The following is an 18,083-nucleotide window of genomic DNA, read 5'->3' as shown; positions in this document are numbered from 1 at the left end:
GTCGATCGTCCGAACGGCAAGGCGTCCTCACTGCTCGAAGAGGCTCGGTTGGGCAAGGGGGTCCGTGGAGGAAGGGGCGCGGCGCCCCCCCTTCTCCGGCCTGCCGCCCTCGGCCTGGACCTTCCGGCGGCCATCGGCGAATTCCAGTTCCAGCATCTGGCCCGGCGCGACGCCCGCCGCGCGCGCGACCGCCTGCCCGTCGGCGGAGCGAACGACGACATAGCCCCGCGCGAGAACCGAGCGATATCCGAGGCTGCCGAGCAGTTCCGCGAGGGCCGTCAGGCGATTCGCGCGCCGCTCCAGCCCCGCCGCAGCCGCGCGCTCCGCCCGCATCGTCATGTCGCCTAGGCGTTCCCGGCAGCGCTCCAACCGCAGGCGCTCGGCGCGAAGGGCCGTCTCGCGTCCGACCCGAAGACGCCCGGAGAGATCGGCGAGACGCGCACCGCGCTCGGCGAGGAGCCGGCGCAGGGCGACGGGGGAGCGCGGCGCGACCGAATCGAGGCGCCCGCGCGCCTCCGCCAGGGCAAGGCGCGGCGTGTGCCGGGCGAGGCGGTCGCAGGCGCGCCGCAGGCGAATCTCGTGATCGCGCGCATTGGCGAGGAGCGCCGGGGCCAGCCGCGCCGCGGCGAGATCGAGGCGCTGGCGGCGCGGAGCGAGCAGCATTTCCGGCGAGGGCAGGACCCGCGCGGCGGAGCGCAGGGCCTGGATGCGCAGATCGAGCGAGCGGCCCATGCCTTCGCCGAGCCTCACATCGAGGCCCGCGACCCGGGCCAGCAATTCCGCCCGCACCGGCACCACCATCTCGGCGGCGCCGGTCGGGGTCGGGGCCCTGACATCCGCCGCATGGTCGAGCAGCGTCCAATCCGTCTCATGGCCGATGGCGGAGACGATCGGGATCGCGCTCGCGACGGCGGCGCGCACCACGGCCTCGTCGTTGAACCCCCACAGATCCTCCAGCGAGCCGCCGCCGCGGGCCACGATGATGACGTCCGGCCGCACGGCCAGGGCGTTCAGCCCGGCAATGGCCGCCGCGACCTCGGCGCCGGAGGTCTCGCCCTGGACCCGCACCGGCCAGAGGATCACGTCGCGCGGAAACCGATGGGCGAGGCGATGCAGGATGTCGCGGATCACCGCCCCGGTCGGCGAGGTCACGACCCCGACGAGGCGCGGCAGATAGGGCAGAAGCCGCTTGCGCTCCGCCGCGAACAAGCCCTCGGCCACGAGCGCCTTGCGGCGCTCCTCGAGCAGCGCCATGAGCGCGCCCGCCCCCGCCGGCTCGAGCTGCTCGATGACGATCTGATAGGCGGACTTGCCCGGGAAGGTCGTGATGCGGCCGGTCGCGACCACCTCCAACCCTTCCTGCGGCTTGAAGCGCAGCCGCGAGGCGGTGCCGCGCCAGATCACCGCGTCGAGCCGCGCCTCGCGATCCTTCAGGCTGAAATAGCTGTGGCCGGAAGAATGCGGCCCGCGATAGCCGAAGATCTCGCCCCGCACCCGTACGAGTCCGAAGCGATCCTCCAGCGTGCGCTTGAGGGCGCCGGCAAGCTCCGCGACGGACCATTCCGGCGCGTTGGTGGCGGTTTCGGAGGAAGTCATGCCTGGATGTAGCAGAATCGCCTTTCCACGGAGAGCAGGAGAAAGCCTCGCAGCAAATTCGAGCTGCCTCTCCCCGCAAGCGGGGAGAGGCAGGGGCGGCTCACATGTGGATGGCGCGCTTCTCGACCGCCAGCGCGGCCTCCTTCACGGCCTCGGCCAGCGTCGGATGGGCGTGGCAGGTGCGGGCGATGTCCTCCGAGGAGGCCCCGAATTCCATCGCGATCGCTGCCTCGGCGATAAGATCGCCCGCATGCGGCCCGACGATATGGACGCCGAGCACGCGGTCGGTCGCAGCATCCGCCAGGATCTTCACGAAGCCGTCCGTGGTGCCGTTCGCCTTGGCGCGGCCATTGGCGGTGAAGGGGGACTTTCCGCCATTGTAGCCAAAGCCCGCCGCCTTCAGCTCCTCCTCCGTCTTGCCGACCCCCCCCCCTTCCCGGGTCGTGTAGACGATGCCGGGAATGACGTCGTAATTCACATGGCCCACCTTGCCGGCCAGCATCTCGGCCACGGCGACGCCCTCGTCCTCGGCCTTGTGGGCGAGCATGGGCCCGGCGATCACGTCGCCGATCGCGTAGATGCCGGTGACGTTGGTCGCGAAATGGGCGTCGGTGCGGATGCGGCCACGCTCGTCGAGCTGCACGCCGAGGTGATCGAGCCCGAGCCCCTCGGTATAGGGAATACGGCCGGTCGCGACGAGCACGATATCGGCATCGAGCACCTCCGCCTGCCCCTCGCCCTGCGCCGGCTCGACCGTGACCTTGGCGCCCGCGCCGGCCAGCTCGACCTTGGTCACCTTGGTCGAGAGCCTGAAGGCGAAGCCCTGCTTGCCGAGGATGCGCTGGAACTGCTTGGCGACCTCCAGGTCCATGCCCGGAAGGATGCGGTCGAGGAACTCGACGACGGTCACCTCGGCCCCGAGCCGGCGCCAGACCGAGCCCAGCTCGAGCCCGATCACGCCCGCGCCGACGACCAGCAGCTTCTTCGGCACCGCCGGCAGCGCGATGGCCTCGTCGGAGGTGACGACGACCTTGCCGTCCGTCTCGACCCCACGCAGGGGCGCGACCACCGAGCCGGTGGCGATGACGATGGCCTTGGCCTCGATCATCTGGTTCGAGCCGTCCTCGGCCTTGATCTCGACCTGCCCCGCCGCGGCGATGCGCGCGGTGCCGTGGAAGGTGTCGATCTTGTTCTTCTTCAGCAGGAACTCGACGCCCTTGGTGTTGCCGCCGACGCCCTCGTCCTTGAAGGCCATCATCTTCGCGACGTCGATCTTCGGCGTGCCGACATCAATGCCGAGATGGCCGAAATGATCACGTGCATCGGCGAAAAGCTCCGAGGCATGGAGCAGCGCCTTCGAGGGGATGCAGCCGACATTGAGGCAGGTGCCCCCATGGGTCGCCCGCTTCTCGACGACGGCGGTCTTCAGCCCAAGCTGGGCGGCGCGGATGGCGCAGACATAGCCGCCGGGGCCGGTTCCGATGACGACGAGATCATAGGCGCTCATGAAGGGTCCCCCGATGCGAGCAGAGGCTCGGACGCTCGCGCTGGGACTGACCTACAGCAGATCGACGGAAAAGGGAGTCCCGTGCCGGCGCGTTTCGGCCTTCCGCGGACCGAAGCCGGCGCTCAGACTGCGCGCGCCAATCCCGCCTCCGCCCCGTAGCGCCGTCCCGCTTCGATCGTAAGGCCGAGGCCGACCGAGCCGAACGTATCGCCCTCGACGACGCGCGCGCCCGGCACGGCCGCCTCGATGGCCGCGCGCGCATGGCGCAGCCGGGTCGAGCCGCCGGTGAGGAAGAGCGCGTCGATCTGCTCCGTCCGCAGCCCGGCCTCGCGGATGCATGCCTCGATGCGCTCGCGAAGGCGATCGGCCAGGAGGCCGGTCGCCTCGCGCAATCCGGGGCGGTCGATCCCGACCGCGAGCCCGGCCTCGATCCAATCGAGCGGGATGGCCGCCGCCTCGCGGCCCGACAGCTCTATCTTCGCCCGCTCGACTTCCATGGCGAGCGTGTGACCGCGCTCGGCCGAGAGGACCGCGAGGAGCCGGTCGATCAAATCGGGCCGCGCGGCGTCGCGGCGCACCTCCTCGACCTCGCGGCGGACCTTCGGGTCGTAGAGGCGGTTGATGCTCGACCAGGTCGCAAGGTCGTGGAAATAGGAGGCGGGGACGTCGAGCCCTTTCCGCTTCGCGGGACTCCCGAAGCCGAGTTCCGGCATGACGCGGCGCAGGCTGAGCAGGCGGTCGAAATCGGTGCCGCCGACCCGGATGCCGTCATTGGCGAGGATGTCGCCCGCCCGCGAGGCCGCAAAGCGCCGCTTCGGGCCGAGCCGGACGACCGAGAAATCCGACGTGCCGCCCCCGATATCGGCGATCAGGGCGATCTCTTCGCGGCCGAGCGAGCGCTCGTAATCGAGCGCGGCGGCGATCGGCTCGTAGGCGAAGGAGATCTCGCGAAAGCCGATCTCGCGGGCGATGGCGCCGAGCGCCGCCTCGGCCTTGCGGTCGCCCTCGGGATCGCCATCGACGAAATGGACCGGGCGGCCATGGACGACATTGTCGATCGGCCGGCCGCAGGCCGCCTCCGCCCGCCGCTTCACCGCCCCGAGATAGATCGCGATGATCTCGCGGAAGGCGATGCGCTTGCGGGCGACCGGCGTCGTCTCCTCCAGCAGGGGCTTGCCGAGCACCGATTTGAGGCTCCGCATCAGCCGCCCCTGCCGCCCCTCGACATAGGCCGCGATCCCGGCCCGGCCGATAAGCCGCTCGCCGTCCGGCGCGAAGAAGATCGCGCTCGGAATCGTCCGCTCCTCCCCTTCGAGCGGGAGCAGGCGCGGCTCGCCGCCGCGCATGACGCCGAGCGTGGTGTTGGACGTGCCGAAATCGAGGCCGCAAGCCGACATCAGGGAAGAGCTGGGTTCAGGGAAAGGGCGCGGCCTCTAGCAGGCGTCGCCGCCGGGCTCAAGGCGGCGGCCATGCGGCGCGAGCAGGTCTCACCCGAGAAGTCGCCAGGCCATCGCCACGAGGCCAAGGGCGGCCGCGATCCAGGCGAGGCTGCGGATATAGGGGATGCCGGCGAGATAGAGCGGCAGATAGAGGATCCGCGCGCCGATCCAGATCGCCGCGCCCGCGAGGCCCAGCCCGTCCGCCCGGCCCGCCGCCATGAGCGCCACGGCCAGGATGCCGAAGGCGGGGAAGGTCTCCAGGTAATTGCGCAGGGCCCGCTCGGCCCGGCCCGCGATCACGCCCTGCGGCTTCAGGCCCTCGTCGCGCGGCCCGGCATTCCAGCGCGAGCCGAATTCCAGCGTCACGCTGATCCCCTGCGCGGCGATGTGCAAGGCGAGCAGGGCGACGCTCGCGACGATCCAGGATGTCATCGGAGGGCCTCGGTGGCCGCGGCGAGCGGCGCGTTGAAGGCCCAGACATGGCCGAACGGATCGCGGATCCGCGCATAGCGGGCGCCCCAGAAAACGTCAGCCGGCGGCATGGACGCAATCGCTCCCGCCGCGACGGCCCGCGCGAACATGCGGTCGACATCTTCCGGGCCCGGCAGATTCAGATTGATCGCCATGCTCGCCCCGCCGCGCGTCGGCGGCGCCAGCACATCTCCGCCGAATTCAGGAAATTCGTCGTGGAGCATCACCTCGCCCCCTGCAATGGCGAGATTGGCGTGCATGACGTGCAACCCATCCTCGGCCATGGCGCACATCGTCGTCCGCGCGCCGAGCGCCCGCTCGTAGAAGGCAATCGCCTCCTTGCCGCCCTTGACGCAGAGGTGGGCCTGAATCGGGGGAACATTCGGGGCGAAGGCCATATCGGCTCCTGAAACGGCACGGCCGGGACAAGCCCGGCCGCGACATCGGATCGAAGGGGCCTTACAGATCCAGGACGAGCCGCGCGGGATCCTCGAGCGCCTCCTTGATGCGCACGAGGAAGGTCACGGCCTCCTTCCCGTCGACGATGCGGTGGTCGTAAGAGAGGGCGAGATACATCATCGGCCGCGCGACGATCTCCTTGCCGCGCACGACCGGGCGTTCCTCGATGCGATGCATGCCGAGGATGCCCGATTGAGGCGCGTTCAGGATCGGCGTCGACATCAGCGAGCCGTAGATGCCCCCGTTGGTGATCGTGAAGGTGCCGCCCTGCATGTCCTCGATCGACAGCTTGCCGTCGCGGGCGCGCTTGCCGAACTCGGCGATCTGCTTCTCGATCCCAGCGATCGAAAGCTGGTCCGCATCGCGTACCACCGGCACCACGAGGCCCTTGTCGGTGCCGACCGCGACGCCGACATTGTAGTAGTTCTTGTAGACGATGTCCTGGCCGTCGATCTCGGCATTGACGGCGGGGATCTCCTTCAGCGCCTGCACGGCCGCCTTGGTGAAGAAGCCCATGAAGCCGAGCTTCGTGCCGTGCTTCTTCTCGAAGACGTCCTTGTACTGCGAGCGCATCTTCATGACCGCGCCCATATCGACGTCGTTGAACGTCGTCAGCATGGCGGCGGTGTTCTGCGCATCCTTGAGGCGCCGGGCGATGGTCTGGCGCAACTTGGTCATGCGCACGCGCTCCTCGCGCGAGGCATCGTCGGGAGCCGAAGGCGCGCGGGCCTGGGCGGGCGCGGCCGGGGCCTGAACGCCGGCGGCGAGCGCCTGGAGCATGTCCCCCTTGGTGACGCGGCCGTCCTTGCCCGATCCCGCCACCTTGGCAGGATCGAGCCCGCTCTCGGCCGCGATCCGGCCGACGGCGGGACCGTTCGCAGCCGCCGGGGCGGCGGCGGGAGCCGGAGCCGCGGCGGGGGCCGCGGCCTTGGCCGGGGCGGGCGCAGCCGCAGCGCCGCCCTCGACGACGCTGCCGAGGAGGGCGCCGGGCGTCACGGTCTCGCCGTCCTTGGCCAGGATGTCGCCGAGCGTGCCCGAGGCCGGGGCGTTGACCTCGAGGGTGACCTTGTCGGTCTCGAGCTCCACCAGCGGCTCGTCGGCCCGCACAGGATCGCCGGGCTTCTTGAACCAGCGGCCGATCGTGGCCTCGCTCACGGATTCGCCCAGGGTCGGAACGAGGATATCGGCCATATGTCAGCGCCCGTGGGCGTCCTCTCGGTTCGGATTGCTGCGGATAGGGAGAACGATCAGGAGCCGATCGCCTCGTCCAGGAAGGCCTTGAGCTGGGCGACGTGCTTCGACATGAGGCCCGTCGCCGTCGCCGCCGAGGCCGGACGGCCGGCATAGGCGGGACGCTTGACCCTCATCCTCGCCCGGTCGAGCACCCATTCGAGATAGGGCTCGACGAAGGACCACGAGCCCATGTTCCGGGGCTCCTCCTGGCACCAGACGACGTCGGCATTCGGGAAGCGCGACAGCTCGTAGGTCAGGGACTTCAACGGGAACGGATAGAGCTGCTCGATGCGCATCAGGTAGACGTCGTCGATCGACCGCTTCTCCAATTCGTCGAAGAGATCGAAATAGACCTTGCCGGTGCACAGGATCACGCGGCGGATCTTTTCGTCCGCGGCGATGTTCTTGCCGTCGTCCCAGAGGACGCGGTGGAAGCTCGTGCCCGAGGCCAACTCGTCGAGGCGCGAGACGCAGCGCTTGTGGCGCAGCAGCGATTTCGGCGTCATCAGGATGAGCGGCTTCCTGAAGTCGCGGCGCAGCTGCCGGCGCAGGACGTGGAAGTAATTCGCCGGCGTCGAGGCGTAGACGACCTGCATGTTGTCCTCGGCGCACATCTGGAGATAGCGCTCGAGCCGTGCGGAGGAATGCTCCGGCCCCTGACCCTCGTAGCCGTGCGGCAGGAGGCAGGTCAGGCCCGAGAGCCGCAGCCACTTGCGCTCGCCGGAGGAGATGAACTGGTCGAACACGACCTGCGCGCCGTTGGCGAAGTCGCCGAACTGCGCCTCCCAGAGCACGAGCGAATCCGGCTCGGCGAGCGAATAGCCGTATTCGAAGCCGAGGACGGCCTCTTCCGACAGCATCGAGTTGATGACCTCGAACCGCGCCTGGCCCTCGCGCAGGTTCTTGAGCGGGGTGTAGCGGCGCTCGCTCTCCTGGTCGATCAGCACGACATGGCGCTGGGAGAAGGTGCCGCGCTCGACATCCTGGCCCGAGAGGCGCACCGGATGGCCCTCGTCGAGCAGGCTCGCGAAGGCGAGCGCCTCGGCGGTCGCCCAGTCGATCCCCTCCCCCGTCTCGAACATCTTCCGGCGGTTGTCGAGGAAGCGCAGGATCGTCTTGTGGGCGCGGAAATCCCCGGGGACGCTCGTGAGCTTCTCGCCGTATTCGCGCAGCTTCTCGATCGGCACGCCCGTCTGGCCGCGCCGCGCATCGTCCGCGTCGTCCGCCGTCTTGACCCTTGCCCAGCGGCCGTCGAGCCAGTCGGCCTTGTTCGGCTTGTAGCCGAGGGCCGCCTCGAACTCGCCTTCGAGCCTCGCCTTGAACTCGGTCTTGATCTGCTCGAACTCGCCCGGCCCCAACAGGCCCTCCTGCGTCAGCTTCTCGCCGTAGATCTGCAGGGTCGTCGGATGCGAGCGGATGATTCGGTACATCTTCGGCTGGGTGAAGGCCGGCTCGTCGCCCTCGTTGTGGCCGAAGCGGCGATAGCAGAACATGTCGATGACGACCGGCTTGTGGAAGGTCTGCCGATATTCGGTCGCGATCTTGGCCGCGAAGACGACGGCCTCCGGGTCGTCGCCGTTCACGTGGAAGATCGGCGCCTCCACCATCTTGGCGACGTCCGACGGATAGGGCGATGAGCGCGAGTAGCGCGGGTAGGTGGTGAAGCCGATCTGGTTGTTGATGATGAAATGGATCGAGCCGCCGGTCCGGTGCCCCTTGAGGCCCGAGAGCCCGAAACACTCGGCCACGACCCCCTGGCCCGCAAAGGCCGCGTCGCCGTGGATGAGGAGCGGGATGACGGAGGTCCGGCTCTCAGGCGCATCCTTGTGCTGGTCCTGCTTGGCGCGCACCTTGCCCAGCACCACCGGATTGACGATCTCGAGATGGGAGGGGTTCGCGGTCAGCGACAGGTGGACGTTGTTGCCGTCGAAGCTGCGGTCCGACGAGGCGCCGAGATGGTACTTCACGTCGCCCGAGCCCTCGACGCTGTCCGGCGAGGCCGAGCCGCCCTTGAACTCGTGGAAGATCACCCGGTAGGGCTTGCCCATCACGTTCGACAGGACGTTGAGGCGGCCGCGATGGGCCATGCCCAGCACGATCTCCTTGGCGCCCATCGAGCCGCCGCGCTTGATGATCTGCTCCAGCGCCGGGATGATCGACTCGCCGCCGTCGAGCCCGAAGCGCTTCGTGCCCGTATATTTGAGGTCGAGGAACTTCTCGAAGCCTTCCGCCTCGACCAGCTTGTTGAGGATCGCCCGCTTGCCGAGATCGGTGAAGGAGATCTCCTTGTCCTTGCCCTCGATGCGCTCCTGGATCCAGGCTTTCTCCTCGGGGCTGGAGATGTGCATGAACTCGACGCCGAGCGTCGAGCAATAGGTGCGCTCCAGGATCACCAGGATCTCGCGGATCGTCCCGAATTCGAGGCCGAGCACGTAGTCGAGGAAGATCGGCCGATCCCAATCCGCCTCGGTGAAGCCGTAGCTCGAGGGCGACAATTCGTCGTCCGGCACGCGCTTCTCGAAGCCGAGCGGGTCGAGATTGGCGTGGAGATGCCCGCGCATGCGATAGGCGCGGATCATCATGATGGCGTGGATGGAATCGCGCGTGGCCTGGTGGACCGCCTCCTCCGAGACCGGCGCGCCCTTGGCCTCCGCCTTGGCCTTGATCTTCTGCCCGACGCTCTTCTCGAGGACGGCCCAGTTGCCGTCGAGCGCCGAGACCAGCTCGCCGTTGGCCGGGATCGGCCAGTTCGGACGGCCCCAGGAGGCGCCCCGCGCATTCGAGACGACGGTCGCCTTATCCTCGCCGAGCGCGCCGAAGAACTCGCGCCATTCGGGATCGACCGAGCCCGGATCGGTTTCGTAGCGGGCGTAGAGGTTCTCGATATAGGCGGCGTTGGCGCCGTCGAGGAAGGAGGTGCGAAGGAGGGCGTCGTTCTGCTGGCGCGACATGCGTGGTTCCCTGGCCGCCGCGGACCTCGTGGATCGGGCCGCTTCTTCGATGCGAACGCCTCCGCAGCCTGGAAAGGTGCGCGGGCGCTGGACGCCTGATCCCCTTACAGGGTTTCTCAAGCTTCATCCAGAACGTGCCGGCGCCCCAGGGGGCGCCGGAGCGACATTTCTTCAGCCCTTGAGAATTTCCGCCAGCGTCCGGCCGAGCCGGGCCGGGGACGGCGAGACCCTGATGCCGGCAGCTTCCATGGCGGCGATCTTGTCCTCGGCACCGCCCTTGCCGCCCGAGATGATCGCGCCGGCATGGCCCATGCGGCGTCCGGGAGGAGCGGTGCGGCCCGCGATGAAGCCGACCATCGGCTTCTTGCGGCCACGCTTCGCCTCGTCCTTGATGAACTGCGCCGCATCCTCTTCGGCCGAGCCGCCGATCTCGCCGATCATGACGATGGACTTGGTCGCGTCGTCGGCGAGGAACTTCTCCAGCACGTCGATGAACTCGGTCCCCTTGACCGGATCGCCGCCGATCCCGACCGCCGTCGTCTGGCCGAGGCCCTCCTGCGTCGTCTGGAACACCGCCTCATAGGTCAGGGTGCCGGAGCGCGAGACGATGCCGACCGAGCCCGGCTTGAAGATGTTGGCCGGCATGATGCCGATCTTCGATTCACCCGCCGTTACGATGCCGGGGCAGTTGGGACCCACGAGCCGCGACTTCGAGCCGTCGAGCGAGCGGCGCACGCGCACCATGTCGAGGACCGGAATGCCCTCGGTGATGCAGACGATGAGCGGGATCTCCGCGTCGATCGCCTCGCAGATGGCGTCGGCCGCACCCGGCGGCGGCACGTAGACGACGGAGGCGTCCGCCCCCGTCGCCTCGCGCGCCTCGCGCACGGTGTCGAAGACCGGCAGGCCGAGATGCGTCGTGCCGCCCTTCCCCGGGCTCGTGCCGCCGACCATCTGCGTCCCGTAGGCGATGGCCTGCTCCGAGTGGAAGGTGCCGTTCTTGCCGGTGAAGCCCTGGCAGATCACCTTCGTGTTCTTGTCGATCAGGATGGACATGCGGTTCTTTCCGAAAGGCGCGATGCGGGAATGCGGTCGGGGCGCGGTCAGCCCTTGCGGACCGCGGCCACGATCTTCTGCGCGGCGTCGTCGAGGTCGTCGGCCGGCAGCACATTGAGGCCGGAGGAGCGGATGATCTCCTTGCCTTCCTCGACATTCGTGCCTTCGAGCCGCACCACCAGCGGCACCTGGAGGCCGACCGCCTTCACCGCCGCGACCACGCCGCGCGCGATGACGTCGCATTTCATGATGCCGCCGAAGATGTTGACCAGGATGCCCTTCACGTTCGGATCGGCCGTGATGATCTTGAAGGCCGCCGTCACCTTCTCCTCGGTCGCGCCGCCGCCGACGTCGAGGAAGTTGGCCGGGCTCTCGCCGTAGAGCTTGATGATGTCGAGCGTCGCCATGGCGAGGCCCGCGCCGTTGACCATGCAGCCGATCGTGCCGTCGAGCGCGATATAGGCGAGGTCGTGCTTGGAGGCCTCGATCTCCTTCTCGTCCTCCTCCGTGATGTCGCGGAGCGCCATGATGTCCTTGTGACGGTAGAGCGCGTTGGAATCGAAGGAGATCTTGGCGTCGAGGCAGCGCAGATGCCCGTCCTTGGTGACGATGAGGGGATTGATCTCCAGCATCGACATGTCCTTGGCCAGGAACGCCGTGTAGAGCTTCGAGACGATGTCGCCCGCCTGCCGGGCGAGGTCGCCGGTGAGCCCGAGCGCCTTGGCCACGGCGCGGCCGTGATGGGGCATGTAGCCCGTCGCCGGATCGACCGCGAAGGTCAGGATCTTCTCCGGCGTGTCGTGGGCCACCTTCTCGATGTCCATGCCGCCCTCGGTCGAGACGACGAAGGCGACGCGCCCCGTCTCGCGATCGACCAGCGCGGAGAGGTAGAACTCCTTCTCGATATCCGAGCCGTCCTCGACATAGAGGCGGTTGACCTGCTTGCCCGTCTCGCCCGTCTGCACGGTGACGAGGGTGCGCCCGAGCATCTCGCGGGCGAATTGCTCGACCTCGGCGACGGATTTGGCGAGGCGCACGCCGCCCTTCTCGCCCGCCTCCTTCTCCTTGAACCTGCCCTTGCCGCGGCCGCCCGCATGGATCTGGCTCTTGACGACCCAGAGCGGGCCGCCAAGCTCGGCCGCCGCGCCCGCGGCCTCCTCCGGCTTGAAGATCGGCACGCCCCGGGAGACGGGCACGCCGAATTCCTTCAGCACGGCCTTGGCCTGGTATTCGTGGATGTTCATACGGAGATCCCTCGGAAATCTTCAGGAGGTGAAAGGCTCGGCGGCTCGCAGGTCAGGGTGATTGGTCGCACCCCTCGGACGGCGCCGACGTTGATATCGCCGCAACCAGGAGCTAGGTCGGCGCGCACAAGATCCACGGGAGAAAAGCCATCATGGCGACACCGGCTCAATATGTCTGCTTGAATCTCGATTCGGTCCGCGCGGCCCGCGCCGAGCACGCGCCCTACAACTACATGATCGCGGAAGACGTGATCCTTCCCGATGCGCGCGACCCGCTCCGCTCGGACTTCCCGGCCATCACCGAGCCCGGCTTCTTCCCCGAGGAGGACCTGGAGCGGACCGGAAGCTTCGCCTCCCTGCTGGAGGAGATGAAGGGTCCCGACCTCTCCAGGATCGTCTCCGAGAAGCTCGATATCGATCTCGTCGACAAGCCCAAGATGATCACGATCCGCAAGCTCTCGGCCGCCAAGGACGGGCGCATCCATACGGACAGCGAGTCCAAGATCGCGACGCTGCTGGTCTATCTCAACGACGCCTGGAACGCCTCCGCCGAGGGCCGGCTGCGCGTGCTGCGCAACGGCACCGACTTCGACGACATGGCCGAGGAGATCAGCCCCGTCACCGGCTCGATGTTCGCCTTCCGCCGGGCCGACAATTCGTGGCACGGCCACAAGCCCTTCGTCGGCGAGCGGCGCGTCGTCCAGATGACCTGGCTGCGCAGCCAGGCCGATGTCGAGCGCAAGAAGAGCCGGGGCAGCTTCTCGCATATGCTGAAGAAGGCTCTGCATTTCGGCTGAGGCCGGGCGGCTCCCCGCCCCGGCGGCGGAAGGGGGACGCCCCCCTTCCTCCGAAGCGGACGGGCGGGGGGCGCTCATGTCAGGCGGCCAGCGAGGGCTGGATGCTCTTGCAGGCTGCGATCAGGGTCTCCACCGAAGCGATGGATTTCTTGAACATCGCCTTCTCGTCGTCGTTCAGCTCGACCTCGACGATCCGCTCGACGCCCTTGGCCCCGATCACGATCGGCACGCCGATGAAGAGGCCGCTCACGCCGTATTGGCCGCTGAGATGGGCCGCCGCTGGCAGGACGCGCTTCTTGTCCTTGAGGTAGCTCTCGGCCATCGAGATGGCGGAGGCGGCCGGCGCGTAGAAGGCCGAGCCGGTCTTCAGCAGGGCCACGATCTCGCCGCCACCCTTGCGGGTGCGCTCGACCATCGCGTCGAGCTGCGCCTGGTCGAGCCAGCCCATCTTGACGAGATCGGGCAGCGGGATGCCGCTGACGCCGGAATAGCGCACGAGCGGCACCATGTCGTCGCCGTGGCCGCCGAGGACGAAGGCCGAGACGTCCCGCACCGAGACGTCCATCGCCTCGGCCAGGAAGTGGCGGAAGCGGGCCGAATCGAGCACGCCGGCCATGCCGACGATCTTCTCCGGCTTGAGCCCCGAGAACTTCTGGAGCGCCCAGACCATCGCGTCGAGCGGGTTGGTGATGCAGATGACGAAGGCGTCGGGCGCATATTGCCGGATGCCCGCGCCGACCGATTCCATCACCTTGAGATTGATGCCGACGAGGTCGTCGCGGCTCATGCCGGGCTTGCGCGGCACGCCCGCCGTCACGATGATCACGTCGGCGCCCGCGATGGCCGCATAGTCGCTCGCGCCCTGGTACTTGGCGTCGAAGCCGTCGACGGGGGCGGATTCGGCGATGTCGAGCCCCTTGCCCTGCGGCACGCCGTCCGCAATGTCGAACAGCACGACGTCGCCAAGCTCCTTGAGCCCTGCGAGATGGGCGAGCGTGCCGCCGATCTGACCCGCGCCGATGAGCGCGATCTTCTTGCGTGACATGGACATTCCCCCGGGGAGCGGCGGCAAGGAAGGATGCCGCGATGGCCGCCTCTTTGACTCAGATCGCACAGTCCATCAAGCGAGGAACAGCCTCCAAGGCGATCGGGTGACGCGTACCCGGGTCATCCCCGGCCGGAGGCGGCGCAGCCGCCGGAGGGGAAGGGGATCCAGAGCCGCAAGCGAGCCCTCCTGGATCCCTTCCCGGCCCTTCGGGCCGCCGGGGATGACCCGGGTACGCGTCACCCGGTCGCCCTGAGCCCCCGCCTCAGGTCTCGACGAGCCCGGCCGTGCTGCCGGAGACCTCCTCCGCCCGCGCGCGCGCCCAATAGTCGCGCGAATTCATCTCGTGCAGCCGGGAGGCCGTGCGCGCGAATTCGAAGGTCTCCGCCCCCGTCCCCCCCCCGTAGAGATCGTCCGGCCCCGCCTCGGCGGAGGCCACGAGCCGCACATGCCGCTCGTAGAGCACGTCGATCAGCAGGATGAAGCGCCTCGCCTCGTTGCGCCGCTCGAAGCCGAGGCGGGGAATGTGGTCGACGAAGACCGTGTGATAGGCGCGCGCCACCGCCAGATAGTCGCTCGCCGCGAGCGCCCGGCTGCACAGGTCGGCGAAATTGAACCGGGCGGTGCCGGACGCCTGCGCCGGCACCTCCACCGGATGGCCGTAGACCGTGAGCGTCGCGGGCTTCGGCCGGGCCCCGCCCGTGAGCCTGCGGAAGAGGTCGTCCATGTCGGCGTCGGCCGCCGCGCCGAGAGGTGAGAAATAGACGGGGCTGTCCCCGATCTTCTCGAGCCGGAAATCGGTGCGCGAATCAAGGCGCAGCACCTCCGTCCGCTCGGAGAGGAGACGGATGAAAGGCAGGAACAGGGAGCGGTTCAGCCCGTCCCTGTAGAGGCCCTCGGGAGGAACGTTGGAGGTCGCGACCACGACCACCCCGTGCCCGAACAAGGCCGTGAAGAGCCGGCCGAGGATCATCGCGTCGGCGATGTCGGTCACGGCGAATTCGTCGAAGCAGAGCACGCTCGCCTCCTCGGCGAGCGCGGCGGCGACGGGCTTGATCGGATCGTCCCCGGAAACCTGCCCGGCCTTCAGCTTCTGCCGCCACGCATGGATGCGCTCGTGGACATCGGCCATATAGGCGTGGAAATGAGCGCGGCGCTTGGCCGTGGCGGGAAGGGCCTCGAAGAAGAGGTCCATGAGCATGGTCTTGCCGCGCCCGACCTCCCCCCAGAGATAGAGGCCGCGCGGCGCCGGCTCCTCCGGCGCCTCCCCGAAGAGCTTGCCGAAGAAGCGCGGCTTGCGCGCCCGCCCGTTCCCGTTTCCGTTTCGGCGCGACAAGCTCGTCGCCAGGGCGTCGAGATGCTCCACCGCGGCGAGCTGGGCCGGGTCGCGCTCGATCGTCCCGGCGGCCACCAGCGCCTCGTAGGACGCCCGGACCGAACCGGCCGCGGCCGCATTCGCGCTCAACGCATCGCTCCGCAGCACGGGCCCGAATTCCTCATCCTCGCGTCAGCGTGAGCGGCGCGCCGGATTTCGACAGCACTCCGTTCAGGCCGCCGCCGCCGGGGCGAAGCCGCGCCGCCACCGCGCCGCCGGGCTGGAACAGATAGACCTCGCCGTCACGGAAATCCCACGACGTGACGCGGCTCAGCTCCTTGTTGGAGCAGCCGCCCGCAGAGGCGCGGTAAAGATCCAGCGAAGGCGTGCTCGACAGGTTCACCTTGCAGGTGCCCGACGCCTCGCGCGCCGTCCAGCTCCCGACGGCGGCCGAGCGCGAGGCCGGGGGCGGCGCTCCCCCTCCCCCGCCGCCGCCCAGGGTCGGCGGCGGCTCGGGCGAGCCTCCGCCGAACGGCGCGACCTCGCCTCCCCCGCCGCCCAGCGTGGAGACGCCGCCCGGCGGCCCGAGCGGCTCGGCGGTGACCGAGCCCGACGGCACGGACGGCGTCACCGCATCGAACGGAGTATCGGCCGGCCCGTGCGAGGCCGGCGAGGATCCGGTCCCGCCGAAGCGCCCCGATCCGCACCCCGCCAGCGCGAGGGCGAGAGCGGCCGCGAGCGCGGCGACAGAGACCCGCCGCATCGGCACGACGTCGATCAGCATCCGTGTCCCCCAAACCCCTCGTTGCGCGAGCCTGCCCGTCTCCTGCGTGAGATCGCGGCTCCTGCCCGGCCCGCGGCTCAAGACTTTCCGCCGGGCTTCTTCTTCATGAAGGCGCTCACCACCATGGCGCGCGCGATATGCTCCGCCATGCAGCGATAGCCGAGATCGTTCAGATGAAGCTCGTCGGGAGAGACGATCTCGCCCGCCTTCGCCTTCTCGATGAACTCCATCGTCTCGTACCGCCGCACCAGCAGGACCCCTTCGGCCGCCGCGATGTCCCGCAGCGCCATCCGGACCGCCTTGTAATGCGGATCCTTGCTGACCTTCAGGGTGTATTGAAGGCCGACGAGAACCGTGTCCACCTCCCTTTCCCGCAACCAGTGCAAAGTCTCGCCGACCGTTGCTTTGAAGTCATCGATCGGCACGCCCATCAGGGCGTCGTTCGTGCCGACCTGCCACAGGACCAGATCCGGCTTCTCGAGCCCGACCAGCACCTTCAGCCGCTCGGCGGTGGCAGCGGCCACCTCCCCCGAGACGCCGCGATTGACGATCACGACGTCGAGGCCCTTGAAAGTGGCTTCCAGGATCGCCTCGAGCTGGGCCGGATAGCTGTGGGAGGGGGCACTCGCTCCCACCCCGACCGTCGAGGAGGAGCCGATGGCGAGGACCCGGATGGTCCTGCGGGCCTGGAGCGCCGCTTCGAGATGCGGGAGCGGCCGCGGCGTCGCGATGTCGCCCGCGGGCACCTCGCAGGCCCGGCTGATCCTGGGCTCGGGCACGGGCGGCACGTCCGGCGTCGGGATCCCGGATTCGGCGGCGAGGGCGAAGGTGGCGAGAAGAAGGGCGGCCGTCAGGCCGAGGAGGGCGCCGAGGCCCTGTCCGCAGATACCCTCACCCTGTCGCGCAGCTCGGAAAGCCATGCCGTGATACCCAGAACCGCAACTCCCATTCCTAGCACGCACAGGTCGACCCAGAAACTCCCCGCCGACGCGACCCGCAGGAATTGGCCAATCAGGCTCAGGAGCGAGCCCACGCAGAAGACGTTGAGCGAGTTCCGCCCGAGCATCGCGAGGAATCGGGCCGGGCGCGAAGCGAAGCGCGCGATGAGCCGGTAGCTCCCCGCGAAGGCCGCGACGAGCGCCAGGAAATGGAGAAGCCGCGCCGGCGAAAGATGCGTCTTGTCGAAGATGAAGAAGAGCTTCGGCTCGGGGACACGCGTCGGATCGGGCTCCCAGCCGCGGATCGCGACGGCGAGCAAGACGATCACGGCGCCCCAGGCGAGCGGGCGCAGCCAAGGCAGGTGGCGGCGCGCCGCGGCGCCGAGCCCGTCCGGCCGCGCGAGGAGGAAGCCGAGCACGAAGACGAGCTGCCAGGCCAGGGGATTGAAGAACCAGATCCCGTCGACGGGCCAGGTCGGCAGGTCGAGCCGGAAGGTGAGCGTGATCCCGTAGAGGAGAAGCGACAAGGGCAGCAGCGCCGCCGGCGCGAGCCGATGCACGATCGCGATGAGGGGCCCGGCCGCCATCAGCACGACATAAAGCGGCAGGATGTCGAAATAGCCGAGCTGATGCGTCAGGAGGACGAGCCCGAGATGCGTGCGCACCGGCTCCTGGAAGACCGCCGCCGCATTGTGCCATTCGAGCAGCAGGGGATTGTCGAGCCAGAGCGCGAAGCCGGCGATGATGGCGATGGCCAGCATCGTGATGAGGATCTGCGCCGCATAGAGCGTGACCGCCCTCGCCCCGAGCCGCAGGACGAGAGGCAGGAGCCCCGCCGACCGGGACGTGCCCGAGGCGAGCAGCCGCAGCGACCATCCCGCCAGGAAGACGAACAGCTCGGCCGAATCGGACAGGCCGTAGTTGCGATGCGTCAGGCGCTCGAAGAAGAAGCCCGGAATGTGGTTGATGAAGATCGAGACGAGGGCAAGGCCGCGCCAGAAATCGATCTCGTTCGCGGCCCGCATCGGGCCGTTCGATCACATTCCCCGGCGGATTTGAAGGCCCCGCCGGGGGGGCCGCGCGATCAGACCGCGCGCTCCACCATCAGCTTCTTGATCTCCGCGATCGCCTTGGCCGGGTTCAGGCCCTTGGGGCAGGCATTCGCGCAGTTCATGATGGTGTGGCAGCGATAAAGCCGGAAAGGATCGTGCAGGTTGTCGAGCCGGTCCCCGGACGATTCGTCGCGGC

At 68.8% G+C, this 18,083-nt stretch carries 15 protein-coding genes and 1 pseudogene; 1 reads left to right on the top strand and 15 read right to left on the bottom strand.

The window, feature by feature from the left end:
- Positions 1–27: 27 nt before the first annotated feature.
- The 9 genes from xseA to sucC all read right to left on the bottom strand — a co-directional run bounded on the left by xseA (position 28) and on the right by sucC (position 11,956).
- Positions 28–1,596, bottom strand: a complete 1,569-nt coding sequence (gene xseA / locus PKD06_RS07430; protein ID WP_324379145.1) for an exodeoxyribonuclease VII large subunit — start codon at positions 1,594–1,596, stop codon at positions 28–30.
- 100 nt (positions 1,597–1,696) lie between these two features.
- Positions 1,697–3,103: a dihydrolipoyl dehydrogenase gene (lpdA, locus tag PKD06_RS07425; protein ID WP_324379143.1), complete on the bottom strand. Its 1,407-nt coding sequence runs from the start codon at positions 3,101–3,103 to the stop codon at positions 1,697–1,699.
- Positions 3,104–3,225: 122 nt separating this feature from the next.
- Positions 3,226–4,500 carry an Hsp70 family protein gene (locus PKD06_RS07420; protein ID WP_324379141.1) on the bottom strand — a complete coding sequence of 425 codons (1,275 nt, stop codon included), beginning with the start codon at positions 4,498–4,500 and terminating at the stop codon, positions 3,226–3,228.
- 90 nt (positions 4,501–4,590) lie between these two features.
- Positions 4,591–4,974 carry an MAPEG family protein gene (locus PKD06_RS07415; protein ID WP_324379139.1) on the bottom strand — a complete coding sequence of 128 codons (384 nt, stop codon included), beginning with the start codon at positions 4,972–4,974 and terminating at the stop codon, positions 4,591–4,593.
- Complete coding sequence (locus PKD06_RS07410) at positions 4,971–5,411, bottom strand: VOC family protein (RefSeq protein WP_324379137.1); 441 nt, start codon at positions 5,409–5,411, stop codon at positions 4,971–4,973. Before PKD06_RS07410 ends, PKD06_RS07415 begins: the two co-directional genes overlap by 4 nt.
- 61 nt (positions 5,412–5,472) lie before the next feature.
- A complete protein-coding gene (gene odhB / locus PKD06_RS07405) occupies positions 5,473–6,663 on the bottom strand; it encodes a 2-oxoglutarate dehydrogenase complex dihydrolipoyllysine-residue succinyltransferase (protein WP_324379135.1) in 1,191 nt (396 codons plus the stop codon).
- A 56-nt stretch (positions 6,664–6,719) separates the two neighbouring features.
- Positions 6,720–9,656 (bottom strand): 2-oxoglutarate dehydrogenase E1 component, encoded by a 2,937-nt coding sequence (locus PKD06_RS07400; protein ID WP_324379133.1) that lies wholly within the window; start codon positions 9,654–9,656, stop codon positions 6,720–6,722.
- A 171-nt stretch (positions 9,657–9,827) separates the two neighbouring features.
- Entirely contained in the window at positions 9,828–10,712 is an 885-nt protein-coding gene (gene sucD, locus PKD06_RS07395) for a succinate--CoA ligase subunit alpha (RefSeq protein WP_324379131.1), read from the bottom strand.
- Positions 10,713–10,759: 47 nt separating this feature from the next.
- On the bottom strand, positions 10,760–11,956 hold the full coding sequence (sucC, locus tag PKD06_RS07390) for an ADP-forming succinate--CoA ligase subunit beta (RefSeq protein WP_324379129.1): 1,197 nt from the start codon (positions 11,954–11,956) through the stop codon (positions 10,760–10,762).
- Between the two features lie 152 nt (positions 11,957–12,108).
- On the opposite strand from sucC, the gene PKD06_RS07385 reads away from it, so the two are divergent.
- Entirely contained in the window at positions 12,109–12,753 is a 645-nt protein-coding gene (locus PKD06_RS07385) for a 2OG-Fe(II) oxygenase (RefSeq protein ID WP_324379127.1), read from the top strand.
- A 79-nt stretch (positions 12,754–12,832) separates the two neighbouring features.
- Here the strand turns inward: PKD06_RS07385 and mdh are convergent, their stop codons facing one another.
- From mdh to PKD06_RS07355, 6 genes and pseudogenes are all read right to left on the bottom strand, one after another.
- Positions 12,833–13,798, bottom strand: coding sequence for a malate dehydrogenase (gene mdh / locus PKD06_RS07380; RefSeq protein WP_324379125.1), 966 nt, complete (start codon positions 13,796–13,798; stop codon positions 12,833–12,835).
- A gap of 265 nt (positions 13,799–14,063) precedes the next feature.
- Complete coding sequence (gene zapE / locus PKD06_RS07375; RefSeq protein WP_324379123.1) at positions 14,064–15,263, bottom strand: cell division protein ZapE; 1,200 nt, start codon at positions 15,261–15,263, stop codon at positions 14,064–14,066.
- A gap of 31 nt (positions 15,264–15,294) precedes the next feature.
- Positions 15,295–15,897 carry an AprI/Inh family metalloprotease inhibitor gene (locus PKD06_RS07370; protein ID WP_324379121.1) on the bottom strand — a complete coding sequence of 201 codons (603 nt, stop codon included), beginning with the start codon at positions 15,895–15,897 and terminating at the stop codon, positions 15,295–15,297.
- Between the two features lie 77 nt (positions 15,898–15,974).
- Entirely contained in the window at positions 15,975–16,817 is an 843-nt protein-coding gene (locus PKD06_RS07365; RefSeq protein ID WP_324379119.1) for an SGNH/GDSL hydrolase family protein, read from the bottom strand.
- The gene (locus tag PKD06_RS07360; protein ID WP_324379117.1) at positions 16,748–17,860 is read right to left on the bottom strand and encodes an OpgC domain-containing protein; all 1,113 of its coding nucleotides are present in this window, start codon (positions 17,858–17,860) and stop codon (positions 16,748–16,750) included. Before PKD06_RS07360 ends, PKD06_RS07365 begins: the two co-directional genes overlap by 70 nt.
- 59 nt (positions 17,861–17,919) lie before the next feature.
- Positions 17,920–18,083: pseudogene (locus PKD06_RS07355) on the bottom strand (succinate dehydrogenase iron-sulfur subunit); the annotation flags it as partial.

Origin of the sequence: Enterovirga sp. (assembly GCF_035325185.1) — a bacterium.
Lineage (GTDB): Bacteria > Pseudomonadota > Alphaproteobacteria > Rhizobiales > Beijerinckiaceae > Enterovirga.
Note: the sequence above shows the minus strand (reverse complement) of the source record. Positions and strands in the feature narration are given on the sequence as shown.

Bases quoted from the DNA above. Each gene is read 5' to 3' on its own strand.
- lpdA (WP_324379143.1), bottom strand. From the start codon at position 3,103: ATGAGCGCCTATGATCTCGTCGTCATCGGAACCGGCCCCGGCGGCTAT.
- PKD06_RS07415 (WP_324379139.1), bottom strand. From the start codon at position 4,974: ATGACATCCTGGATCGTCGCGAGCGTCGCCCTGCTCGCCTTGCACATC.
- PKD06_RS07365 (WP_324379119.1), bottom strand. From the start codon at position 16,817: ATGGCTTTCCGAGCTGCGCGACAGGGTGAGGGTATCTGCGGACAGGGC.
- PKD06_RS07420 (WP_324379141.1), bottom strand. From the start codon at position 4,500: ATGTCGGCTTGCGGCCTCGATTTCGGCACGTCCAACACCACGCTCGGC.
- PKD06_RS07360 (WP_324379117.1), bottom strand. From the start codon at position 17,860: ATGCGGGCCGCGAACGAGATCGATTTCTGGCGCGGCCTTGCCCTCGTC.
- PKD06_RS07410 (WP_324379137.1), bottom strand. From the start codon at position 5,411: ATGGCCTTCGCCCCGAATGTTCCCCCGATTCAGGCCCACCTCTGCGTC.
- sucC (WP_324379129.1), bottom strand. From the start codon at position 11,956: ATGAACATCCACGAATACCAGGCCAAGGCCGTGCTGAAGGAATTCGGC.
- xseA (WP_324379145.1), bottom strand. From the start codon at position 1,596: ATGACTTCCTCCGAAACCGCCACCAACGCGCCGGAATGGTCCGTCGCG.
- PKD06_RS07400 (WP_324379133.1), bottom strand. From the start codon at position 9,656: ATGTCGCGCCAGCAGAACGACGCCCTCCTTCGCACCTCCTTCCTCGAC.
- odhB (WP_324379135.1), bottom strand. From the start codon at position 6,663: ATGGCCGATATCCTCGTTCCGACCCTGGGCGAATCCGTGAGCGAGGCC.
- PKD06_RS07385 (WP_324379127.1), top strand. From the start codon at position 12,109: ATGGCGACACCGGCTCAATATGTCTGCTTGAATCTCGATTCGGTCCGC.
- mdh (WP_324379125.1), bottom strand. From the start codon at position 13,798: ATGTCACGCAAGAAGATCGCGCTCATCGGCGCGGGTCAGATCGGCGGC.
- PKD06_RS07370 (WP_324379121.1), bottom strand. From the start codon at position 15,897: ATGCTGATCGACGTCGTGCCGATGCGGCGGGTCTCTGTCGCCGCGCTC.
- sucD (WP_324379131.1), bottom strand. From the start codon at position 10,712: ATGTCCATCCTGATCGACAAGAACACGAAGGTGATCTGCCAGGGCTTC.